This window comes from Brevibacillus sp. AF8 (genome assembly GCF_021270385.1).
GTDB lineage: Bacteria > Bacillota > Bacilli > Brevibacillales > Brevibacillaceae > Brevibacillus.
On the sequence record NZ_JAGQDN010000006.1, the window covers coordinates 12,291 to 35,359 of the forward strand.

Annotated in this window: 23 protein-coding genes and 1 riboswitch; of the genes, 14 read left to right on the forward strand and 9 right to left on the reverse strand. The window is 45.9% G+C overall.

Features of this window, described 5'->3' with window-relative positions; translation table 11 throughout:
• Positions 1 to 69: 69 nt before the first annotated feature.
• On the forward strand, positions 70 to 357 hold the full coding sequence (locus KB186_RS10545) for a YiaA/YiaB family inner membrane protein (RefSeq protein WP_173609103.1): 288 nt from the start codon (positions 70 to 72) through the stop codon (positions 355 to 357).
• Between the two features lie 171 nt (positions 358 to 528).
• Here the strand turns inward: KB186_RS10545 and KB186_RS10550 are convergent, their stop codons facing one another.
• The 7 genes from KB186_RS10550 to KB186_RS10580 form a co-directional block, all read right to left on the reverse strand.
• The gene (locus KB186_RS10550; RefSeq protein ID WP_232773569.1) at positions 529 to 2,253 is read right to left on the reverse strand and encodes a GMC family oxidoreductase; all 1,725 of its coding nucleotides are present in this window, start codon (positions 2,251 to 2,253) and stop codon (positions 529 to 531) included.
• A 293-nt stretch (positions 2,254 to 2,546) separates the two neighbouring features.
• Positions 2,547 to 3,596 (reverse strand): alpha/beta hydrolase, encoded by a 1,050-nt coding sequence (locus KB186_RS10555; RefSeq protein WP_232773570.1) that lies wholly within the window; start codon positions 3,594 to 3,596, stop codon positions 2,547 to 2,549.
• A 113-nt stretch (positions 3,597 to 3,709) separates the two neighbouring features.
• On the reverse strand, positions 3,710 to 5,200 hold the full coding sequence (locus KB186_RS10560) for a methyl-accepting chemotaxis protein (protein WP_221867440.1): 1,491 nt from the start codon (positions 5,198 to 5,200) through the stop codon (positions 3,710 to 3,712).
• Positions 5,193 to 5,747: a GNAT family N-acetyltransferase gene (locus KB186_RS10565; RefSeq protein ID WP_173609099.1), complete on the reverse strand. Its 555-nt coding sequence runs from the start codon at positions 5,745 to 5,747 to the stop codon at positions 5,193 to 5,195. Before KB186_RS10565 ends, KB186_RS10560 begins: the two co-directional genes overlap by 8 nt.
• A gap of 189 nt (positions 5,748 to 5,936) precedes the next feature.
• Positions 5,937 to 6,020, reverse strand: a riboswitch (cyclic di-GMP riboswitch).
• Between the two features lie 181 nt (positions 6,021 to 6,201).
• Positions 6,202 to 6,864: a peroxiredoxin-like family protein gene (locus KB186_RS10570; protein ID WP_232773571.1), complete on the reverse strand. Its 663-nt coding sequence runs from the start codon at positions 6,862 to 6,864 to the stop codon at positions 6,202 to 6,204.
• An 84-nt stretch (positions 6,865 to 6,948) separates the two neighbouring features.
• Positions 6,949 to 7,626, reverse strand: coding sequence for a Crp/Fnr family transcriptional regulator (locus tag KB186_RS10575; RefSeq protein WP_173609151.1), 678 nt, complete (start codon positions 7,624 to 7,626; stop codon positions 6,949 to 6,951).
• Complete coding sequence (locus tag KB186_RS10580; RefSeq protein WP_232773572.1) at positions 7,626 to 8,465, reverse strand: DNA alkylation repair protein; 840 nt, start codon at positions 8,463 to 8,465, stop codon at positions 7,626 to 7,628. The genes KB186_RS10575 and KB186_RS10580 overlap by 1 nt, the downstream gene beginning before the upstream one ends.
• A 105-nt stretch (positions 8,466 to 8,570) precedes the next feature.
• Here KB186_RS10580 and KB186_RS10585 point away from each other — a divergent pair, with 105 nt between their 5' ends.
• The 5 genes from KB186_RS10585 (at position 8,571) to KB186_RS10605 (ending at position 12,017) form a co-directional block, all read left to right on the forward strand.
• Positions 8,571 to 8,756: a hypothetical protein gene (locus KB186_RS10585; protein ID WP_173609096.1), complete on the forward strand. Its 186-nt coding sequence runs from the start codon at positions 8,571 to 8,573 to the stop codon at positions 8,754 to 8,756.
• Between the two features lie 122 nt (positions 8,757 to 8,878).
• Positions 8,879 to 9,586, forward strand: a complete 708-nt coding sequence (locus KB186_RS10590; RefSeq protein WP_232773573.1) for a DNA alkylation repair protein — start codon at positions 8,879 to 8,881, stop codon at positions 9,584 to 9,586.
• A gap of 160 nt (positions 9,587 to 9,746) precedes the next feature.
• The gene (locus tag KB186_RS10595; RefSeq protein WP_173609094.1) at positions 9,747 to 10,523 is read left to right on the forward strand and encodes an amino acid ABC transporter substrate-binding protein; all 777 of its coding nucleotides are present in this window, start codon (positions 9,747 to 9,749) and stop codon (positions 10,521 to 10,523) included.
• A 73-nt stretch (positions 10,524 to 10,596) separates the two neighbouring features.
• Positions 10,597 to 11,256 (forward strand): amino acid ABC transporter permease, encoded by a 660-nt coding sequence (locus KB186_RS10600; protein ID WP_173609093.1) that lies wholly within the window; start codon positions 10,597 to 10,599, stop codon positions 11,254 to 11,256.
• Between the two features lie 14 nt (positions 11,257 to 11,270).
• Complete coding sequence (locus KB186_RS10605; protein WP_255688650.1) at positions 11,271 to 12,017, forward strand: amino acid ABC transporter ATP-binding protein; 747 nt, start codon at positions 11,271 to 11,273, stop codon at positions 12,015 to 12,017.
• Between the two features lie 64 nt (positions 12,018 to 12,081).
• On the opposite strand, the gene KB186_RS10610 is transcribed toward KB186_RS10605, so the two are convergent.
• Positions 12,082 to 12,345, reverse strand: coding sequence for a KTSC domain-containing protein (locus KB186_RS10610; protein WP_173609092.1), 264 nt, complete (start codon positions 12,343 to 12,345; stop codon positions 12,082 to 12,084).
• 465 nt (positions 12,346 to 12,810) lie between these two features.
• Between KB186_RS10610 and KB186_RS10615 the strand changes: the two genes are divergently transcribed.
• From KB186_RS10615 to KB186_RS10625, 3 genes are all read left to right on the forward strand, one after another.
• A complete protein-coding gene (locus KB186_RS10615) occupies positions 12,811 to 13,137 on the forward strand; it encodes a PadR family transcriptional regulator (protein ID WP_088906130.1) in 327 nt (108 codons plus the stop codon).
• 4 nt (positions 13,138 to 13,141) lie between these two features.
• Positions 13,142 to 13,894, forward strand: coding sequence for a VanZ family protein (locus tag KB186_RS10620; RefSeq protein WP_221867444.1), 753 nt, complete (start codon positions 13,142 to 13,144; stop codon positions 13,892 to 13,894).
• Between the two features lie 138 nt (positions 13,895 to 14,032).
• On the forward strand, positions 14,033 to 16,327 hold the full coding sequence (locus tag KB186_RS10625) for a glycoside hydrolase (protein ID WP_173609090.1): 2,295 nt from the start codon (positions 14,033 to 14,035) through the stop codon (positions 16,325 to 16,327).
• 52 nt (positions 16,328 to 16,379) lie between these two features.
• Here KB186_RS10625 and KB186_RS10630 read toward each other — a convergent pair whose 3' ends face one another.
• Complete coding sequence (locus tag KB186_RS10630; protein WP_173609089.1) at positions 16,380 to 17,306, reverse strand: LysR family transcriptional regulator; 927 nt, start codon at positions 17,304 to 17,306, stop codon at positions 16,380 to 16,382.
• 136 nt (positions 17,307 to 17,442) lie between these two features.
• Here KB186_RS10630 and KB186_RS10635 point away from each other — a divergent pair, with 136 nt between their 5' ends.
• The 5 genes from KB186_RS10635 to KB186_RS10655 all read left to right on the forward strand — a co-directional run bounded on the left by KB186_RS10635 (position 17,443) and on the right by KB186_RS10655 (position 23,015).
• Positions 17,443 to 18,198, forward strand: coding sequence for an SDR family NAD(P)-dependent oxidoreductase (locus tag KB186_RS10635; RefSeq protein ID WP_232773574.1), 756 nt, complete (start codon positions 17,443 to 17,445; stop codon positions 18,196 to 18,198).
• 41 nt (positions 18,199 to 18,239) lie between these two features.
• Positions 18,240 to 18,983 carry an SDR family NAD(P)-dependent oxidoreductase gene (locus KB186_RS10640; protein WP_221867447.1) on the forward strand — a complete coding sequence of 248 codons (744 nt, stop codon included), beginning with the start codon at positions 18,240 to 18,242 and terminating at the stop codon, positions 18,981 to 18,983.
• A gap of 153 nt (positions 18,984 to 19,136) precedes the next feature.
• Positions 19,137 to 19,406 carry a spore germination protein gene (locus KB186_RS10645; RefSeq protein WP_232773575.1) on the forward strand — a complete coding sequence of 90 codons (270 nt, stop codon included), beginning with the start codon at positions 19,137 to 19,139 and terminating at the stop codon, positions 19,404 to 19,406.
• Between the two features lie 124 nt (positions 19,407 to 19,530).
• Positions 19,531 to 20,676, forward strand: a complete 1,146-nt coding sequence (locus tag KB186_RS10650; protein WP_232773576.1) for an alpha-hydroxy-acid oxidizing protein — start codon at positions 19,531 to 19,533, stop codon at positions 20,674 to 20,676.
• Positions 20,677 to 20,888: 212 nt separating this feature from the next.
• Positions 20,889 to 23,015 (forward strand): bifunctional diguanylate cyclase/phosphodiesterase, encoded by a 2,127-nt coding sequence (locus tag KB186_RS10655; RefSeq protein ID WP_173609084.1) that lies wholly within the window; start codon positions 20,889 to 20,891, stop codon positions 23,013 to 23,015.
• The last annotated feature ends 54 nt before the right edge of the window (positions 23,016 to 23,069 follow it).

Here is a 23,069-nt window from a genome sequence, read left to right on the forward strand (position 1 = left end):
ATCGTCCGGTTGACTTATATTTGTTAGTGTTTGCATGAGCCACATGAACATAATGTGAGGGGTGTTACTATGTATCCACAAAAGCATCGGATGCGCAACACGGGAGCCTTCACTTTCTTGGCGTACTTTACATTGGGCGCAGGTGTGCTGCTATTTTCCATCGGTTTATACAATGCATCAGGTCTTCAGCTGCACGAAAAGGGGTATTATATCGCGTGCATGCTTCTGGTAGCAGTTGGATCGATTTTGACGCAAAAAGTAGTGAGAGATAATGCAGAGGATCGAGCGATTATTGAGGAGCAGGAAAGAGAATTTAACTTGAAGGTATCAAAAGCGGAGAAAGACACGCCGAAATAGCCTGGTTACATATGGACGAATGGTAGATAAAGGAAACCCATGATTGATTCTTTGTCAAATGAATTCACAACGGTTCATTGAGCAAGGGATCAATCATGGGTTATTTGTAAGGAAGCGGTAGAACCTCGGGAATTGTAACGGTCAGACTACTACAACATAGGATGGAGTAAATTAATCATCATCGTCGTCACAATCATCGCCTCGATGTTTTTCCGCTTCTTCGCGAATAATCCGGGCCGCATTCAAACCGATCATCTGTGCCGCCGTGGAAGTGTTGCCGTCAGGTAAAATAGGGGAGATGGATAGATCAGCGACTTTGAGATTTTTCGTGCCAAATACATTCAGGTACCCATCCACAACACCTTCGGAAATGCTTTTCCCCATTTTACATTGCCCACCATAGTGAGCGAAAATGCTGCAAGATGCTCTCACATAATCAGCGAGCAAGCTTCGTTTTTCTGCTTCATCCGGTACTTGGAATAGGGGCTCGGGAGGATATACTACTTTGTAAATGCCCTCTGGATCGAGTTCACGAGCCTTCGTAATCACTTTGAACATTTCGATATATTGGTCTACCAAAAAGTTTAGGTCATCAGGATTTTCAAAGACATTGAATCTAATCGATGGATAGGCTTCCGGATCACTATGTGCAACCGTAATCGAACCTTTACTTTTGGGGTTCAAGTCTGCTAGGCCAATACTCATGATATTGTTTTCCTTTGTGGGAACAAATTGCCAACCATTGATAAGGACGTCTTGAACAGGGATAAAGAACGGTACGGGAAGACCTAATATTTGCAGGCGGCGACTCGGTCCGTTTTCTTTTTTAAATGCACCAAGTGCCACAGGCTGATCAGGGTCAGCAGCAAATACTGGAAGGAGTCGGTCTGTTTTTACCTCGATGCCCATGCCAATACTGTATTGCGACTGAAGATTGTGACCGACATTTGGACTCTCTACCAATGTTGCTATCCCTGCTTGAGCTAAATCCGTCGTTCTGCCAATCCCTGATCGTTGCAGGATAACCGAGGAGTAGGTACCGGCAGAGACAATAATTCCTTTTTTCGCATAAGCGATTTGTGTCACGCCGTTTCGAACGAATTCGACCCCAACGGCAGTCTGCACGTTCTTTTTTGATGCAAAGAGAATTTTATTTACGGTTGTTTTTCCGAAAATGACTAACTTTCTGCCTCCAATCCCGAACTCATCTGGCTGGAATTCATTGCCCTGTGTCACGATTTGGTTATTTAAATACCCGGCTCTCGTGGAGGAACGAATAAACTTCCCATCTACTTCTTGTTGAATATACTGTGATTGATAGAAGGTACAGTCTCGGATACCTGTATTGTAATCTTCCACGATGGGGATACCCAAAACCTGAGAGGTTGCTTCAGCCAAAGTTTGGATAAGCCCACTATTCGGAATCAGTTGCTGCCTGACAAAAATAGGGCCTTTTTTACCGCGTTCTTTTGGGCTTTGTGTATCTCCCGTATAGGTTTCGTTTTTTTTGAATAGGGAGCGGAGATGATCGTAGCCCCACTGATCTCCGACGAGTTTTGCCCACTGATCATATAGCTGGCGGCTTCCGCGGACAGCATACATAAAATTATGTTCGGAGCTTCCACCAATTACTCTCCCACTCCATAGCGGAAGCTGGCGTCCAATTGCTTGTTCGATTTTCGAGACAGCAATGAAGGATAGTTTGTTATCATCTGCCATATTCACTGCTGCCTCTAGAGAAGCGCTTGGGTTCGGCATATTTGTACCTGCTTCCAGAACAAGTACAGAAGTCTTCTTGTCATCTGTCAATTCCTTGGCGATTACTCCTCCGGCAGTTCCGGCGCCAATCACGATATAATCGTACTTTTCACTTGCTGGGCTTGAACTTTGTCCCAATTGTTGCACTTCCTTTTTTCATAATTTCCTAGCACTTTCAATCTATTCATGCCGGAATGCGGGGGTTCCAGCAGCAAATCAGGCAAAATCATTATTTGCAATCTTTTGTGTGAATGGCATAGGAAGATAGGAAGTAGAATGGGGTTAGCCGATTTGCATAATATTCACGTTTGCGGCGACAAACTTGATCTCTTTCAAAATTCTCACTTTCACTCCGCTAAAATTCGCCCCAGATGCGCCTAAAGGAGGTAAGGCTGGGGGAACCAATGTATCATAAAATAAAACCGTCACGGTCATGCCCTGACGGTTTTTCGAATGAGCTCGATAAACTCCTCTGCTTTCTCGATGTGTGGAGCGTGCCCCACATTTTCCATGACAATCTCCTGATAAGAACCACCAGCGCTCTGATATTGTTCAAGCACGTCACGAATTTGGGAGACCATCGGCTGCGGGGGATATTCGTCTTCCCCCGGCCATCCGGGGACATAGCCAAGCTTGCCCAGCGTACCGAAATCAGCCAGCGACTGATCCGAGACAATGGCATCATCCGCACCGCGAATCCATAAAATCGGACACTTCGGCTCCATCTGGACAATACCGGACAAATTTACGTATTTGGGAGAAATCGCATTCGTGATCCCTGTCGTTCTGGGAGCAACACCGGGCCAATCGTTTACGTATTCAAAGGCACCGGGGTAAAAGTCCTCTCCTATTCTCGTAGAGAGTATTGCGTTCACATAACGGTCTTCCTGCTCTGGGCCAACTTGGAATGGGGGCTTGAAATAAAGCTGATTCATGACATTGCGAGGACTGGAGGGAGATTCATTGCCTATATCTTTGGCTGCAATCCTTTTGACCAGCTCAGAGTTGGCGGCTCCCCCACCCGAGCCTGAGAAACTGCTGTAGCACGGGGTACCAGCTATATCTTTGGTTCCACCAAAGCCGTAAGGGGACATGGGGGCGATGAGAATCAGAGAGCGGACTTCCTGCGGGTGATCGATGGCAAACTGCATCGCGATCCCGCCACCCAACGACCAGCCGGCAAGATGGATGGGCGTTGGCAAGTCCAATGCCCGAATAAACGAATGAAGGTCATCCGACCAGTCTCGCAAACCGCGTGTCGCATCAATGGGCAATGCTTCACTTGCTCCATAGCCACGCATATCAGGTGCATACAGACGGTACTGGTCACATAGAGCCGCAATGGTATCATCCCAGAACAGGTTGGCTGATGCATTGCCGTGAATGAGGAGAAGCGGTTCTCCTTCCGGTACGCCTGCTGTCAGGTAGGAAACGAGCAATCGATCGGTCTGAATCGTTTTGGTTTCGATTCTTGCATCCATCAATGATGTGCCTCCTTTCAAAGTGAAAATATCAGAATATTTCTATTATATGCCTGTTCGGTTACAAAATGAGAAAAGAAAACAACCGCCAGTGAAAGGCGGTTGCAGGAAGATTACATATGGAGACCACGCATCTGCTGTTCAATTTTCTCAAAGCCGCCAGAAACCTTAACGACTTCGTCTTTTTGCTCAGAAACGAGCACAAGCACTTCTTCCAGGCTCTCTTTGTTCTTGTCGGTAATATCTGCGTTGACTTCTACTTTTGCGCCGACTTCCTGAATCATGCTGTGAACATGGACGATGAACTCTTGCAGGTTTTTCGTTTTATCTGCGAAGTTTTGCATGTAGTTGTCTACATTGGTGAACATTTCTTGTACTTCGAGAATGCCCTCGCTATTTTTCTCAAAAGAAGTCTGCGACTCGGAAATCATATCCGATACGAGTTTCATTTTTTCGCGGATGGTCATGAGCAGGCTCGAGATCGACTCGGACGATAGCTTGGAGGACTCTGCCAGCTTGCGTACTTCATCTGCGACGACAGCAAATCCTCGGCCGTGTTCGCCTGCGCGAGACGCTTCAATCGTGGCATTGAGTGCCAACAGATTGGTTTGTGCAGAAATCTCGGAAATGGTTTGGATGATTTTTCCAATCGATTCGGTTTCTTTATTGAGCTCTTGGATTAGCTGGTTCGTACCTTGGATGTCCTTGATGAATCGTTCAAAGTCATTACCGATGTTGCCAATGCGTTTTCCACTCTCGCTAGTGGCTTCCTTGGTCGATTCTACGTACTCATGCATCTCTGTAACAGAGCGGGTCATGTCCTCAACTTGCAAATTCGTCGAGCTCATTTCCCGACGCAGCTCGTCTGTATTGCTGGTCTGGACAGTAAAGGACTCCATGATGTCTTGCAGGGAAGCGACGGTTTCGACAGCGCGAACATTGACACCGTCCGTTACCTTGTTCAAATTCTCTTGATAGTCTTGCATAGAGGTGAGTGATTCATTGATCTTATCCAGAACACGTTGCAACGATTCCTTCGAGGCAATCGCTTCTTGCTTCTGTTGCTCACTTTCCTCTTGGAGTTTGTTATTGAATACAGCATGCATCATGCTCGTGACAGAGACAAAGCAGAAGGTGAGCAGGAAGTACATCAGATCGAGATTGCTTGTCGAATGGAAAATCGTTTCTCTTTGTGTCAGGAAGTAGTAAGAGACAATGCCCAATGTCGATACAATCGTCAAAATATTGATGAGTCGGTCTTGATAAATCCCCATAACTGCTACGAAGAACATAATGGTCATGATATTGATCATATGCGGGTCCAGTCCGACTACGATGAACATGAAGATCCCGATTACGGCGAAGTTAAAGAACTTCATGAAGGGCGCTGCTTTTTCACGGAAGCTCGGGCGATTAGAGATGTAAGCAAAAGGTGCCAGTACGCCATACAAAATACCCAGAATTGTGAAAACGAATGTGTACGAAACGCCTAGAAAGAGGTTTAAGACCTGAACAACCGTAATAATACTTGCGAATACGATTACGACCCAATTGTTTCTTCTTCTCAATAAATCAATTTTATCCATGTTATCCATGTTACCCACCTACCTCGACTTTTACTTGGTTGGATGACGACGTATTGTACCAGGAATATTTCGGATCGTGCTTATTGTCATAGACATCTTTTAGATGGAAAAGGGTCGGAATCGCATCGGCCCCTTTGTAAAAGACGATATCTTTGGTCTGAGTTGCTTTTACTTGATACTTCGTGTTAATAAATTTAAAAAAGGTCGGATCTGCTACCCCGATTGCGTGGGTATAACCATGCTTTTCAGCGTAATCTATCATCAGGCAAATTCCTTTTTGCCCCAGTTGTCCGCGGTATTTCGGCAGAACAGCGAGACTGTCTACCTCCATTACTTTCATATCTTCTGTAACAACATCCTGAAAAAGTGATTTCATATAAGCACTTGATTTGGAAAAGGGCGTCATTTCAAATGTTCCACCTGCTTCACCATCTTCGGCGATTAAGAGGAACTGAGCCGAGCCTTCTTTCGCGTACTCCATCTCGAAGCCCATGCTTGTCCATACTGTTTCTTTGATTTCATGAAATTTGGCTAACTCTTGTACGGTTTCTACTTGTTTGTACATAACTTCTCCACTCCATCATTTTCTGATTACCGTGTTGTGTATGTTTGACGTCTCAAAAGTTATGTTTTTCCATCTGTTACAAAAATGAAAGTGCTTTCATCCTCCTTTCAAAAAACGAAACACAAAAAAAGGCCGTTCCATCGAAATGGAACAACCGAAGCTACCAACATCGAAAAATAGTCTCAAGATGATGGCAACCCGGCTATCATGGTCAAAGACTGTAGACCCGTGGTTTTGCGTCGCCACCTTTCGATGACTTTGCCTTTTTCATTTTTTAGCAAAAATTGTAAAACTGTGTCGAATTTTGCTAGACATAATCATGCAAAATATAAGCCATTTGTATTAGCTTTGTCAAGTTTTGGTAGGAAGAAGTAACTGATTGTTCATAATATATGAACGTACGAAAAAACCAGTTGCCGTATCAACTGGTTCTTCATTAAATAGGGAGTAGGGGTTAAGTTAGGGTGCGCAGAATGTCTATAACTTCAGTAGGCTCCATTCGCTTTTTGTAGTCAGGATCTAAGAATACTGACCGGATTACGCCCTGTTCATCGAGGATATAAGTAGCCGGTATGGGGAGTGTCCAGGAATCGTCGCTATTAAAATGATTGAGATCGATATCCAATGATCGGTAGGTATCATGGAAATACTCAGGCAGTCTGAATATGAGTCTATATTTTTCTGCTACCTGATTATTGGTATCGCATAACACGGGGAAGCTCAGACGATTGTTCTCTTGCATAGTAAGAGAGTGTGCAGGAGATTGTGGACTAATGGCAAACAATTGAGCACCCAGAGAGGTTATCGTATCGAGCTGTTTTTGGTACGCTTGCATCTCCAAATTGCAGTAGGGGCACCATGATCCACGGAAAAATGTGAGGACGACAGGACCTTTTATGATTTCTTCCGACAAGGTAATGCTCTTGCCAGTGTGATCGTTCAACGTGAAATCAGGCGCAATCGAACCAATCGGCAAGCCCTTTGCCAGTTCAGAGGTCCGCAGCTCCTCGATTGATCTTGTAAATGCATCTGTTACTTCACGGGTGAGGAAGTCTGCTATTTGAATGGTTGTAAAATCTAGCTCTTCGCGCAGGCTCTGAAAATGTGGTTTATCCATATGTCGTTCCCCTCTTTTTCGAAAGAATAGTAGAAGCCATGGCTTTACGATATCTTTCTTTTTGAGCGAAAGATGTAAACTGGATTACATTTTCTTCAAAATCCTGTCCCGCTGAATAGAAATAGATTTAAAGCCTGTTTGAATCAGTTCTTCTCTTGCTAAAGCACGTAATGCTACCGTCACAGCTTCCCTGGATGCCCCAACAAAATTGGCGATTTCTTGATGGGAAAGAGGTAAGTCAATTTGTTGAAACGCCGAACTGTTAGGATTGCCAAATTGATCGGCAAGCTTTACCAACGTGGAAATAATGCGATCTTGTAAAGGGAGAAGGGCAAGATTTTCGGCTGCTTGGCTGATCGAAACCATTCTATCGCTAATGACCTTCATGATCTTCATCATCAGTTGCGGATGTTCGATGATGTAGCTTTCAAATTTTGCTTTGCTCATTTTACAAATGAGGCAGTCTTCGATGGCTTCTATATACATCTCCCTTGTACCTAATGAGAGGAGATCCACTTCTCCAAACACATTGCCTTCCCCGAGGATATCGAATGTGAACTGCCGACCATCCCGATTTACTTTATATAAGCGTACCTTTCCCTGTTTGATGAAGTAGAAGCCTTCTGAAAAAGTTTCTGGTGTTTGAATGCACGTATTTTTGGGGAAAGGGGTTAGAGAGGTTAATTGATCAATTAAGCGCAAACTATCCTCGGATAATGAATTCAACAAATAAAATTGGGATAAATGTGTGATTCGGTTCATCATTTCTGTTCAGTGCGACTTTTCAGGATCGTTCTTTTCGCTTTGGTGATAATTCTTTTTGTTTCCTTTGTATCAGAGGTTTTTAGCCACTCGTCACAAAGTTGTGTCACCCAGTCTGGTTGTGATTTACTCGCATCGTTCAACCAATTCCCTACAGAATCTTGAACATATTTGGCTGGATCTGACTTCACTGGTGTGAGCAAAGGCAGGCAGCGAGCGGGCTCATTTTTCAATGCGTCAATATGCTTACACCAGACACCACGCGGGCGTGTGGCTTCTACCGCAAAACGGCGAATATTTTGGTCGGTATCAAGTACCCATTCACTCAGGAGTTGAATGGAATGGTTCAGATCATGCAAGAGAGAATCTCGAATCGCCATCCATGCGATCTCTCTCACCCCAAAATGATGATCAGCCGCGAATTTTCTTATTTGGGCTAGTTTTTCTTCTAAAGATAAGGTGTTGTCCAGGCCGATAATATAGGCACTCCAGCAACGTACACTGTCTGACTTGTGGTTGGCCAACGATAGGAAAACAGAAGACGTAGCTGTGGGTTCACCCGATTTGTGTAAGATCGCAAGCAGTTCTTGTCCAATCAGACGGATAGCTTTCATTCCGCTCGTTGATCCGGTCTCTTCTAATTGACCAACAAGTTGAGGGACATACGCACCTAACGTAACATGAGGCAGAACGATTCGTAACAAATGCATATGATCAACAGCCTGCCATTCAGTCAAATTGACGCTTTCTAATTCTCCAGCATGAAGGAGTGCTAATATATTGTCAGGGATGAGTGAGGCTTTACTTGCTCCTTTTCTCGTGTGTACCGAATCTGGCATTTCAACAAACTCCTTTTCGCAGTAATGGTAAAAGTATACATAAAAATCGCCCATAACAAAAATTTTCCAACCATCCGATAACTAGAAGGAATAGGAGGGGATTTTATGAAGGAAGTAAAGGTGATTCAATTTTACTTTTCCGGAGGCGGTGAAACGATTAGCATCGAATCGACGGAACCGGAAGAGATCATTCAAATGGTCGCTAATCAAAACAACGGATGGCTCCAGTATGATGATGTTGTCATCAACGTAAGAAATGTTTCGTATATCAAAGTTCGCAATCAGGCGTAGGATAAGAAAAGAGCGTCAAGCTCCGACACGAAAAAGCTCTCCTTTGAATGAGGAGGGCTTTTTCGTGTTGGGGGTAGGGCTGCTGGTTATCCTATTAATAGAAGAAAAGGGAGGGCGGCAAGATGACGCTGGAAGAAGTCATGCAGAAGCTCGAAGCGATGGGGACAGAACAGACGAAAAAAACGCTTTTGCGGCATGGGGCAAAAGAGCCTTTATTTGGCGTGCGAGTCGGCGATATGAAAAAGCTGGTCAAGGAGGTAAAGCATGATCAGCAGCTCGTCCAGGCGCTGTACGATACGGGAAACTACGACGCCATGTACTTGGCCGGATTGACAGTTGACCCAAAGAGCATGACAAAAGAGCGGCTGCAGGCTTGGGTTCAGGAAGCGTCTTGGTACGCGCCCGCCGAATATACGGTTGCGAGTGTAGCCGCTGAGAGCCATTTTGCCATGGAGTTGGCTCGAGAATGGATCGAGTCAAAAGAAGAAATGGTAGCCACATGTGGGTGGAACACGTATTCGAACTACTTGTCGATTACTCCTGATGAACAACTAGATAAGGAAGAAATCAAACGGCTCCTCATGAGAGTGAAGGAGACAATTCATCAGGAACAGAACCGCGTACGGTACACCATGAATCAATTCGTTATTTCAGTAGGCGCATATGTACGGGAACTTCTTCAGGAAGCGCTGGAAGTGGCAGCAGCGATTGGCAAAGTACATGTGGACGTCGGACAGACAGCGTGCAAGGTTCCATTGGCTACGGAGTATATCAAAAAGATAGAGGAACGAGGGAGTGTCGGAAAAAAGAAAAAGACGTGCATTTGCTAGTCGGGCATTTTTCTCAATCATTTGGCGTATATTTCTAGGGTGCTTTTGTTTACTAAAGTATCGACTATTCTTTGCTAATGTGCTATCATGATACCTTGTTAACGTATTACCACTTTATCAGAGTAAAACATAGAGTAGGGAAACGAGGGGGATCATCACGATGAAGAAAATAGCATGGATGTCATTGTTGTTGAGTGCGATGGTTTCATTGGTAGTGGGCTGTTCCAGCGCAAACACTGGCGCTGACGCGAACAAGCTGATTATCGGAATTGATGATAAGTTCGCACCAATGGGATTCCGGGATGAGAAAAATGAACTAGTTGGTTTTGATATTGATTATGCGCGTGCAGCCGGCGAAAAAATGGGAAAACAAGTCGAGTTTCAACCAATCGATTGGAGTGCAAAAGAGTCTGAACTAAACAGCGGTCGTATTGATTTAATCTGGAATGGATATACGATTACAGATGAGCGAAAAGGGAAGGTTCTCTTTACCAAGCCTTATCTGAAAAACGCACAAGTAGTGGTCACCATGGCAAATAGCAACTTGACCAAGCTGTCAGACTTGGCCGGTAAAGCAATTGGTTTGCAAAAGCTGTCTTCCGCAGCTGACGCGATTAATGCGAGTGATATCAAAAATCAGGTCACATCGATTACCGAGTTCCCTGATAACGTGCTGGCACTGAGTGATTTGAAAATTGGTCGTGTAGAAGCAGTCGTCATCGACCAGGTTGTGGCCGATTACTATATGACAAAAGAGCCGGGAACATTTAAAGAGTTGGAAGAATCGCTGTCCCCTGAGGAATATGGAATAGGCGTCAAAAAAGGCAACGAGGCATTGCTGAATGAGCTGCAAAAAGCACTGGATGCGTTGAATCAGGATGGTACAGCTGCAAAAATATCGGAAAAATGGTTTGGCGAAAATCGTGTATTGAAATAAGAAGAACAGCGATGGCTTCGCCGCTTGATTGGCGAAGCCACGCTTTTATTTTCAGGATTAGGAGCATACCAAGATGAGCGTAGACTACATTCTCTCCATTACGAAGCCCATGCTAGAAGGGGCACAGATGACGGTGCTGTTGTTTATCATCGCCATTCTGCTTTCCATTCCATTAGGTTTTTTGATCACCTTACTGGCAAAGAGCAGTAATAAGGCGCTGTCCTGGTGCGCGCATACGTATGTGTATGTGATGCGTGGGACGCCCCTTCTATTGCAGTTGTTGTTTATTTGCTTCGGGCTGCCTCTCTTGCCCGTAGTGGGAGAGTATTTGGTGATGGATCGGTTCGTCGCTGCATGTGTCGGCTTCGTGCTGAACTACGCAGCGTATTTCGCCGAGATTTTCCGTGGGGGACTGCTGTCGATCGACAAAGGACAGTACGAGGCGGCGCAGGTCCTCGGCTTTAGCAAATGGCAGACAACAAGCAAGATTATTTTGCCGCAAATGTTTCGCGTGGCTTTGCCTGCCGTCGCAAATGAATCAATCACCCTTGTAAAAGACACAGCGCTGCTCTATGCGGTTGCTGTCCCAGAATTGCTTCACTTTGCACAGACGGCCGTGAATCGCGACTTTACCATCGTTCCGTTTTTTATTGCCGGAATCATTTATTTGTTAATGACGCTATTGTTGACATTGTTCTTTAAGTGGCTGGAAAAAAGGTTTAAATTCGAATAAAGGGCTGGCGCATTATGGATATCATTCAAGTATCGAATCTAAAGAAATCGTTTGGCAATCAAGAAGTTTTGCGAGATGTCTCGTTTTCGGTGAAAAAGAACGAAGTCGTGGCAGTAATCGGGCCTTCTGGCTCCGGCAAAAGCACGATGCTGCGCAGCTTGGTCAATCTGGAGCAGGTGAATGGTGGCAGCATTCGTGTGCAGGATGATTATTTGGTGAAGGATGGCGTTTATGCTGGCAACCAGGAAATCAAGCAGATCACAGCGAGAATGGGCATGGTCTTTCAGCATTTTAATCTGTTCCCTCATCTAACGGTGAAGGAAAATCTGGAGATCGCCCCACGCGTAGTCAAAGGTGAGGCGGCACAGGACATCCAAAGAAAGAGTGCAGAGCTCTTGGAAAAGGTCGGCCTGTCTGATAAGGCTGACGCGTATCCGGCGAAGCTCTCAGGCGGACAGAAGCAGCGTGTGGCGATCGCCAGAGCACTGATGATGAACCCGCAAATTTTGTTGTTTGACGAGCCTACGTCTGCTCTCGATCCTGAACTGACGGGCGAGGTCCTGCAAGTCATCAAGCAGCTTGCCCAGGAGCATATGACGATGATGGTGGTGACGCATGAGATGGGATTCGCACGCGAGGTGGCAAACCAAATCATGTTTATGGACAAAGGGGAATTCGTAGAGTCGGGGACACCTGAGCAATTGTTTACAAACGCTAAATTTGAGCGGACCAAATCCTTTTTGCATCGCGCCTTAAAATAGTATGATCAACAATAAATGCCCTCAGTGTCGAGAAGACAGACTGAGGGCATTTTGTATAGACAGGCTACATCACCTGGTAGTTCAAGTACCGTTGACTGATGAACGAATGAAAATGATCGCTGAACGAGTCAGCATTTAAAAACGCATTGTAGGCATAAGGAGTGACCCGACAGTAAACGAGCTCGCGTCCATCGTGAAAACGGATGTAGAGGTGGCTTGCAGCCAGATCGTACCGAGCAGCTTTGATCAATTTCGAATCCAGTTCCTTGTAGGTAATTTCTTGGGGGTGATTCTGACGTGGCAGAAATTGGCGGAAAAAAGATCTCAATGTATCTGCAAACTCCTTTATCTAAAAATCGGCTTATCTATTTCTACGAGTCTTCATTTTACGCAAAAATTTGGATTCGGAATACAAAAATAGCACACCGATTGCAAAATAGGCTAAGAGAACCGTATTCAGAACGATCATCGAAAAGTCGGCAAGCATGTAAGTGCCTCCTGTTAGAGAGAATGAAGTCACGAATTGAAAGTAACCCGCTCCAAAAAAGTGAAAATCTTCTTTTTGCTTCGTTCTATGGGCCTATCATCTGGATGCGTATAGAAAAAACGATCATCCGAAAGTATGTAATTTCATGAAAAACGTTGTCGAATATAGTCTATATTACCTATTTTATTATTGTCAATAATTACATAGAACCAAAATTACATCTCGCGAATTTCTTTTTTAAATTACCTTGTATCACGAGGTATAGTGTGATAATCTCTAGGCATGTCACGGGAAGGAGATGCTTTTATGAACAAGGAGTTGTTGAAAGGAAGCATTGATCTATTGCTTCTTTCGCTGATCGCACAGAAAGATCAGTACGGCTATGAGTTGGCCAAGAAGATTCGCGATAAAAGCGATGAACTGTATGAAATCGGTGAAGGCACACTATACCCTGCCCTAAAGCGACTGGAGACGCAAAAGGCAGTGGAGTCTTACTGGGGGGAAGCCAACGAAGGCGGACGCCGCAAATATTATCGGATTACAAAGACCGGCCAGGGCCTTCTTCAAGACAAGATGAAGGATTGGCAGAGCTTAAGCCGACTCATTATGCTGTGCAATAAGGGAAGTGAGTAAACAAATGAAGCTCGAAGAATATGCAGAGCAGGTTGTCAGTCGCTTGCCGTGCTCGAAATGGGAAAAGCGGGATGTCAAAGATGAGCTGATGGATCATTTGAACAGCATGAAAAGTGAGCTCGTTGAAGAAGGCTATGAAGAAAAGGAAGCAGTATCTTTGACCCTTCAACGATTCGGGCCTATGGGAGCAATCAGTCGGCAACTGTCTGAATCCATGCCGCTCATTGATAAATATTTCCGCAAATGGGTCATGAGCTTATTCTGTATGTATGTAGCCGTCCTCAGCTATTACTTGTTGTTGTCGCCTGAGCGATGGGAAAGCAGAGCTTTTATGGTTGAATGGAAGGAAAGGATGCTTGCATATGGCGCTCCGCAGTACAGTCAGCCGTTTCTAAACACGAACCTATTTCATACATTGGTGGATTACGTATACCGTTATGACAAATACAACGTTGATATATTGGTGTTCAATCTGGCTGGAAATGTCATCTTGTTCGTGCCGCTTGGGTTGCTGGTACCACTGCTTTTCCTTAGATTCCAAAACATTCATCGCGTATTTTTTCTCACGCTCTTTGTCAGTCTCATCATTGAAACTCTGCAACTATTGTTATCGTTAGGCAGTTTTGATGTCGATGATCTGCTGCTAAACGTACTCGGGGGACTCATTGGCTACGGAATGTTCCGATTAGGAGCGGCTCTCATCTACAGGCGACGGAAAAGCATCCCATACGATGATGATTTGTCTGCAACGTCGTAACAACAGAATCAGAGTCGAAAAAGCCTTCTGATTTAGCGAGGTCGCACAATGTGAGGCGGCCTTGGCAAAGGCTTTGGCTTTTTTTGCACAAAAACATCGTGATACGATATACATAGTGATTCAATTTAGGGGGATTTCATGAAACAAACAGGAATTTTACTACTGGTATTTGTACTGATGCTCCAAGTAGTCGTTGGTTGTGAGAACAACCTTGCTATCGAGCAGGTGCAGCCAAAGCAGCATGCAGATTTTACTTTTGATGTGAAGCCGGAGACCTTCGAAGTATTTGTCGAGAGAGACGGTGTGAAGGAAAGTGCTTCGGAGCCGATGCCTGCGCGCAAGGTAATGAATGTACGGAAAGGTGAACAAGAGATTGCATGGAGCTATCCGGACGATCAGCTGGATGTCTCGATCACAAAGAAAGAGGATCATTTGCAAATCACCCTGACTTCCACAGGAACAGATAGCTTTTCCTGGCCGACAGTAAAAGGAGCAAGCTACATGGTGCCCTTGGGAGAAGGAAAATGGATTCCTGCGGATGACAGCAAGTGGCAGTCATTTTTAAAAGAAGAGAGTCTTAGCTTTGCGGAGTCTTTTGCCATGCGCTTTTTTGCTGTGAACAAGAGCAAGTATGCGCTGATGTACGTCGTGGACAATTTGTTTAACAACACTGTCGATTTTGCCGTTGATCCAACGATTGCGTTTACGTTTTCGCACGAGTTCCCGACGATTAATCCGGACAAGACCTACGGGTTCCGCTTGTACGTCACAGACAACGATCCGGTTAGCGTAGCAGATGTTTACAAGCAATATGTCAAGGAGCAGGGAGAACTGCTAACCCTGGCTGAAAAAGCCAGAGCCAATCCGAATATCGAAAAGCTTTACGGTGCTCCTCATTTTTACTTGTGGAATAAGAGCTTCCTATCGGTCGACGATGTGAGTTGGAACGCGCTGAAAACGAAACTAAACGAGAACTTCATCGGGGCACTTGAGAAAATCTTGACTTCCAATGGAGTGGACGGAAAAGAGAGCATCCAGCAATTCCGCGAGATTCAGAAGCAGGATTACGTCGCAGATTATCAAAAGAAAGCGATACTCAGCGGGTTGAATGACGCTTTGCGTTCCCGTGAGTTTTACAATCCGCAGCGATTTCCACATGTCGATGAAGAGGTAAAAAAATCGTTTGGAAAAGGGATCGACTCGTTGACGGAATCACAGCTGTACGACTTGAATAAAAAGCTGCTGAAAAGTGTGCTGCAGGATGTTGTTCCACCTGTGGAACAATGGGGGAATGTCGACTCTACTGATCTCTTGAAAGAAATGAAAGCGGCTGGGATTGATCAGGCATGGATCGGTTTGCCGGATTGGACGGCTGCCTACATGAAGCCAGCATTCATTCAAGAGGCGAATGAGACAGGCTATTTGATCGCCAGCTACGATTCCTACCACTCGATTCATCAGGAGGAAAATCCGGATTGGAATACGGCTATTTTCAAGGATAAGAGCTTGTATGAGAACGCGACGATCTCGAAGAAAAATGGAGAGAAAAAAGCTGGTTTTCTCCAGCAGGGGAGATTGCTGAATCCAACGCTCTCACTACCAAGTGTCAAACAGCGCATGGATGACATTATGAGTAACGATGTCGCTTTTAATTCGTGGTTTATTGACGTGGATGCAGCAGGGGATTTCAACGATGATTATTCGCCGCAGCACACGACGACTGAGGCAGAGGATATGAAGGCGAAGCTTGCGCGTATGGACTACATTCGCGATGAAAAGAAATTGGTCATCGGGTCTGAGACTGGAAATGACTTTGCCAGCCGGAGTATCGCCTTTGCCCATGGCATTGAAACGCCTGTCATCAAGTGGGCAGATTCGGACATGCGAAAAAACAAGCAAAGCCCGTATTATGTAGGAGGCTACTGGTCCCCGGCGGGAGAGATCCCAGAACGATATGCCAAACAGGTTCCGATCAAGGAAGAGTATCGTCATGTATACATTGATCCTGCCTATTCGTTGCCACTGTACAAGCTGGTGTACAATAACGCGGTAATCACGAGCCATCATTGGGAGTGGAGCAGCCTGAAGATCAAGGGGGAAGTCGGCACTCGTATGCTCAAGGAGCTGCTTTACAATGTACCGCCGCTCTATCATTTGGATAAAAAGATGTGGGATGCAAACCAATCATTGATCACAAACTATTTGAAGGTATGGTCTCCTTTCCATAAAAAAGCTGTGCAACAGGAAATGACGGATTATCGCGTGTTGTCCGAAGACAGGCTCGTGCAGAAGTCGGTTTACGGGGATGATCTGCAAGTGATCGTCAATTTCTCTAAGCAAGATTTCACGTACGAGGGGCAAGTGGTGAAGGCCAGATCAGCGCTGATTAAGAACGGAAACGATAAACAAACCTTCTTTGCTCCAGCGCAGTAAGAACGATTTGAAAAAGGCTGTCCGCGAAAATGAAGCGGCAGCCTTTTTTCTTCTAAGGAGTGAGTGGGTATTTCTTGCTTTTCAAATCGTATTGAAGTCGATTGATGAAATTCATGGAAATACGGGAATAATGCCGTTCCTCCGAGCGAACCCACCCATAATAGACGGGTTGTTGATAAGGAATATCCAAATCAAGCGTAATTGAATCGGAGTCCTGCAAATGAGGTTCATGAACAAAAGAGTAGTCCAGTCCGATGGTTACCGCGAGATTTTGCCGGATTGCATTGCGGAGCGCTTCTGTGTTGTTCGACGTAAACAAAATGTCGACGGGACCATAAGTCGCGGCAAAATCCTCTACGAACCATTTGACGTAGTCGTCGTTGTACAGGACGAAGGATTGCTTGCGAAGCTCTTCAGGTGTGACGGAATCCTGATAGGCAAGTGGCGAGTTTTTGCCTACACCTACAACCATTTTTCCCTCTAGTAACGGTTCGAACACTAATCCGAGGCCTTCGCTCTTTTTGAGCAGGTTCTCATGGATAATGACCAGACCAATGTCCAGCTTGTCCTGAAGAATGTCCTCTAATATTTCCTGTGTGCCTTTTTCTGCAATTTCGGTACGGATGTAAGGATAATCTTTTTTAAAGCTCGCGACGGCATCGACCAGAAGATTCATGGGACCGGGAATGGTCGCCAGTCGCAGCTCTCCACTCAACGTGTTCGTATAGTTTTGTGCTTCCTCCCAAATTTCCTGGATCTTTCCCAAGGCTTCAAACGCTTTTTTGATGATAATGCGCCCTTCAGGGGTCGGTACTGCACCAAGACGCGAACGTGTAAACAGAGTAACGCCCAGCTCTGCTTCCAGACTCGAGAGCGACTGGCTGATCGCGGAGAGTGTGACATGCTTGTTCTGAGCGGCTTTGGTCAAGGAGCCTGCCTTTGCTATTTCTACGATATATTCCAGTTGTTCCAGATGCATTTGGTAACAGCACATCCTTTAGTCGTGCTTAAGGAAGGGTAAGTATGTTTACATATTTTTAAATATAAAAGAGTCCTATAATGAAAGCAAGGCAAGAGATCAGGTACAAGAGACATCATCAATGGAGGCGTTTACCGTGGCGAGACTCGAAGGGAAAGTAGCGATCATTTCCGGTGGCGGAACAGGAATCGGGAAAACAACGGCGATTCGTTTCGCCAAGGAAGGTGCCAAGGTAGTCGTTACGGATATCAATCTGGAAAGTGCCTCCCAGACGGTAGCCGAAATCAAGGATGCCGGTGGAGAAGCCATCGCGATTGCGCATGATGTAAGCCGTGAAGAGCAATGGCAGCAAGTAGTGACAACCACCGTAGAACAATACGAGAAAGTAGATATCCTGTTCAACAACGCAGGCATTTATATCATTAAACCGTTGGCGGAGATTACCGTTGAAGAATGGAATCGTCTCATGGCGATTAACGTAACGGGTGTCTTTTTGGGAATGAAGCATGTGATGCCACTCATGGCAAAACAACAAGGTGGTTCTGTTATCAATGCTTCTTCCATCGCCGGGCTTTTTGGTGCGCCGGGTCACGTCTTGTACGGAGCGAGCAAGGGAGCGGTTCGCATCATGACCAAGGATGCAGCTATGGAGTACGCGGCACAAGGTGTGCGCGTGAACTCGATTCACCCTGGCTATATCGATACAAACATGGTGTCCTATGCTTCGGAAACGACAAAGCATTCTAAAGCAGAGTTGGCACAGGCGACTCCAACAGGTCGACTTGGAACTGTCGAGGATGTAGCCAATATGGTGCTGTTCCTTGCTTCTGACGAATCTTCCCATGTCACAGGGGCGGAATTCGTCATCGATGGCGGCGCAACAGCGCGATAAAACGGTACAAATACCATTTTCGAAAACAGGAGGAGTTATCCATGAGATTGGAAAATAAAGTAGCGATCGTAACAGGTGGAGCAAGCGGAATCGGTGAAACGACTGTCCGTCTCTTCGCAAAAGAAGGGGCGAAAGTCGTGATTGCTGACTTCTCCCCACGTGGAAATGAATTGGCGGAAGAGCTGAATCAAGCGGGCTTCGACGCGTTGTTCGTGAAAACGGACGTAACGAAAGAAGACGAAGTGAAAAACATGGTGAGCACCACTGTAGAAAAGTATGGAAAGGTAGACATTCTGTTTGCCAATGCAGGTATTGCGAAAGACGCACCTGGTCATCTGTTGAGCGTGGATGATTGGCAAAGAACGATTGATATCAATCTGACCGGCGTGTTCTTGTGTGATAAATACGTCATCGAGCAAATGCTGGCTCAAGGGACTGGCGGCGCGATTGTCAACTGCGGCTCGATTCATAGCCATGCTGGAAAAGCGGGCGTGACGGCATACTCTTCCGCCAAAGGTGGCGTGAAGCTCCTGACCCAGACACTGGGACTGACGTATGCCAAGCAAGGGATACGTGTCAATGCGGTCTGCCCGGGCTACATCGATACACCCTTGATTGCTGGGCGCAATGAAGCTTTGAATGAGCACCTGATTGGGTTGCATCCAATGGGACGCTTGGGCAAACCAGAAGAAGTCGCCAAGGCTGTTCTGTTCCTTGCCAGCGACGATGCTTCCTTCGTCACAGGGACAAGCTTGCTGGTCGATGGCGGTTATACCGCGCAATAAAATGTCTTTCTCCTCGCGTAGATTTGTCTACACGGGGAGATTTTTTTTGGCAAAAACCACATCGGACAAATGCCCTACATCATCGTCCAAGCGGGCGCAAAACCGTTCGAATAGGATGGGAATAAGCGACTATGCAACGGGGAGGGAGGAGTTTTGCCGACTTTTGTGGGCAAGGTGACCATTACCAATAATGTCGGGAATATCAACTTTGGCGATACGGCAAACAACTCTCCGAAAAGCGTAACCAAAGCGTTCTCCGGTTCGGGTGGAAACAATAGCGGCAACGTAGTGAAGGTCATCAATGAAAATAGCCAAACCAATACATGGGTGGGTTCAGGAGCCGCTGGAATGAAGACGATGAAGACAGTAAAGGCAAAGAAACGGGTCCGTCGCGCAGCCCGAAAAGGCAAAAAGAAAAAGTAGCCTTGAAAAAGGCCATGTGTGAAATGGACAAGCTCGATAATAGAGTTGAGATTAAGACTATTGCGAATTTATGTGAATTGAGATAAAAAAGATGAAAGACGATCGCAGAAAGGAAGCAAACCAAATGACGAAAGCTAATCAGGAATCACTCTTATTTACTCGTGTGAACAAGGATACGCAGGCACTGCCGATTTCCATTGAAGACTGGGAGAAAAAGGCGCGAGAGGTTTTGCCTGATGGGCCATTTGATTACGTTGCCGGGGGATCAGGGGCAGAGGAAACGCTCGTAGAAAACCGGACAGCTTTTTCCCGTTGGGCAATCATTCCGCGGATGATGCGGGATGTGACGAATCGCACGCTCGGTATTTCGATGTACAATCAAACGTTGCGCACACCGATTTTCTTGGCTCCTGTAGGCATGCAGACGATTTCACATCCCGATGGAGAGCTGGCGTCTGCCAAGGCGGCAGCAGCAGCCGGAGTGCCTTTCGTAGCCAGTACGGTATCTGCTCATTCACTCGAACAGATTGCCGAAGTGATGGGCGATGCCTATCGCTGGTTCCAGCTCTATTGGTCGAATGATCGAGAGGTTTCTGCGAGCATGGTCAGACGAGCGGAAAAGTCTGGTTATTCTGCCATTGTCCTCACGGTAGATACCGTCATGCTAGGGTGGAAGCGCAGAGACTTTCGCAACGGGTATTCGCCACTGCGCGAAGGAAGAGGACTGGCGAATTACTTGACAGACCCTGTTTTTTGTTCGCGACTCCCTGAGGTAACGCCGGAGAATGCAGTGGAGGAAGTGTTGAAAAACATTTATCATCCAGCGCTGAATTGGAACGACATCGCCTATTTGCGTGAGCATACTCGTCTGCCGATTTTAGTAAAAGGCATTTTGCATCCGGATGATGCGCGCCTTGCTTTAGAGCATGGTGTAGATGGAATCATCGTCTCCAATCACGGTGGGCGGCAGATGGATGGCGCTATTTCTACGCTGGATGCATTGCCGGCGATTGCCGAGGTAGTAGCTGGCAAAATACCTGTATTGCTCGATAGCGGCGTGCGTACAGGAGCAGATGTCGTTAAAGCGATTGCTTTAGGGGCCAATGCCATTTTGATTGGTCGCCCATTTCTGTATGGACTGGCTGTTGCCGGAGAGCAAGGCGTAGCGAGTGTGTTAGATACACTCATCCATGAATTTGACGTCGCTATGGCGCTGTCTGGCAGCAATTCTGTCGCAGACCTCAATCGCAGCATTCTTGCCCGGTTGTAAGCAAAGCAGCCCGTTCATACCCATTGTTGAAAAAAGTGAGCCAGGCTACATGCACTGGTTCATTTTTTTCGCAAAAATGTTGTATCTATCGCAGTTGTTCTCGTTGATCTTTCGGTAAAACATGGTAAAATGGAACGAACTTGTATTCAGAACGTTACGATCCTTCTGTAAGGATCATTTTTTTTGACTGTATTCAAAGCAGGTGATGGAAAATGAAAAACCAAATGATATCTTCACTGACACCCCAAGATTGGGCTGGGCTACTACGCGAAAAAGATGGTGAGCTGAACATGGTTGTGAATGAGCTGGCAGATGTCAAATACGCTTTGGACCAATCCACGATCTTGGCAATTACGGACCATAAGGGGATTATTTTGCGGGCAAATGAACAATTTTGCCGCATATCGAAATACGAACGAAGCGAATTGATTGGAAAGGACCATCGTATTCTTAATTCGGGTTACCATCCGAAAGGCTTTTTTAAAGAAATGTGGTCCTGTATTCGATCTGGCCAGGTCTGGCGAGGGGAAATTCGCAATCGCGCAAAAGATGGCAGCTATTATTGGGTTGATACCACCATTGTGCCATTTAAGAACCAAGCGGGCGAAATCTATCAATACCTTTCCATTCGCAGTGATATCACAGCTCGCAAGCAGATGGAAGATGAGCTAAAGCGGAGTGAAGAAAAGTATCGTATCATCGCGGAAAACACGTCGGATATCATCAGCATCATCAACCTGGATGGGGAATTTCTTTACTTGTCCCCGTCTCACAAGCGTGTATGGGAGCATACCGTTCCGGATGAGGAAATCCATAACCTGTTCGAGTGGATTGTGGAGGATGACCGGGATATTTTTGCTTATGCGATTCAGCATGCCTTCTCTACGCGCAAAGAGTACATGGTAGAATGCCGGATTAATACCCAAAGAAACGATGTGATCTGGACTGAGAGTAAAATCAATCCGATTGTGGATGAAGAAGGAAATGTGACCAAGCTCCTCCTCGTTACCCGTGACGTCACAGACCGGAAACAGTCCGAAGAGACGATTCACCATTTGGCTTATCACGATGCGTTGACAGATCTGCCGAACCGACGGATGTATGTCCAACAGCTCAGCAAGGAAATGATGCAGGCCAAGCGTTTCCAATCGAATCTGGCAGTGCTGTTTTTAGATTTGGATCGTTTCAAGGATGTGAACGATTCGTTCGGTCATGATGTAGGGGATATGTTGCTGATCGAAGCAGCAAAGCGTCTACAGGCATGTCTGAAGCCAGGAGATGTCGTGGCCAGGTTGGGTGGAGACGAATTTACAATTATGCAGAACCAGCTGCAAGATCGCAATGAAGCAACTGCGCTGGCGGAGCAGATCATGTATCAGCTGCAGCGGCCGTTTGAATTGGATGGTCATGTGTTCAACGTGTCGTGCAGCATCGGCATCGCCTTGTATCCACAGGATGGGGACAATCCAGAAGATTTGTTGAAACGGGCCGATACAGCGTTGTATACCGTGAAATCACGCGGGAAGAATGGCTATGACTTTTTCGATCCTACGATGGAGGCGAAGTCGCTGGAGCGTATCTTGATGGAAAATGAGATGCGGAAAGCCATTGAACAAGAGCAGTTCCAAATTTACTACCAGCCCAAAATTGATATCGCGACAAGCGAGATGACAGGCATGGAGGCGCTCGTCAGATGGGTGCATCCAGAACTGGGTATCATTCCGCCGAATCGCTTTATTCCAATCGCAGAAGAGACAGGGATGATCCTGGCGCTTGGGGAATGGATTTTGAAACAGGCGTGCAAACAAAATAAAATCTGGCACGATGAAGGATATACGCTGAAGGTCTCTGTGAATTTGTCAGCGAGACAGATCTATCAAAAAGATCTGGTCGAGATGATCAAGGATATTCTTCAGGAAACAAAGCTATCTCCTAATTGGCTGGAGCTCGAGATTACGGAGAGCATATTTGTCAAAATGGAAGAGGCGACGGCAGTCCTGCAACAGATTCGGGAAATCGGCATCCAAATTTCGATTGATGATTTTGGGACAGGCTATAGCTCGTTTAGTTATATTAAAAGCTTGCCAGTCGATACAATCAAAATTGACGCCTCATTTATTCGCGACATTCATCACAATCAGGAGAGTCAAGCGATTGTAAAAGCGATTGTCACGATCGCACAAAGTCTCAATATGAATGTCATCGCTGAGGGAATTGAACTCCATGATCAAGTAGCGGCATTGAAGGAAAATGGCTGTGACCACGGTCAAGGCTATTTGTTCAGCAAACCGCTTCCGACAGATGATTTCGATCAGTTCCTGCGTCAAGAACAGCAATAAAATGGCAGGAAGCAAAGCCGGGTGAGAACATCCGGCTGTTTCTTTTGTGTGGTA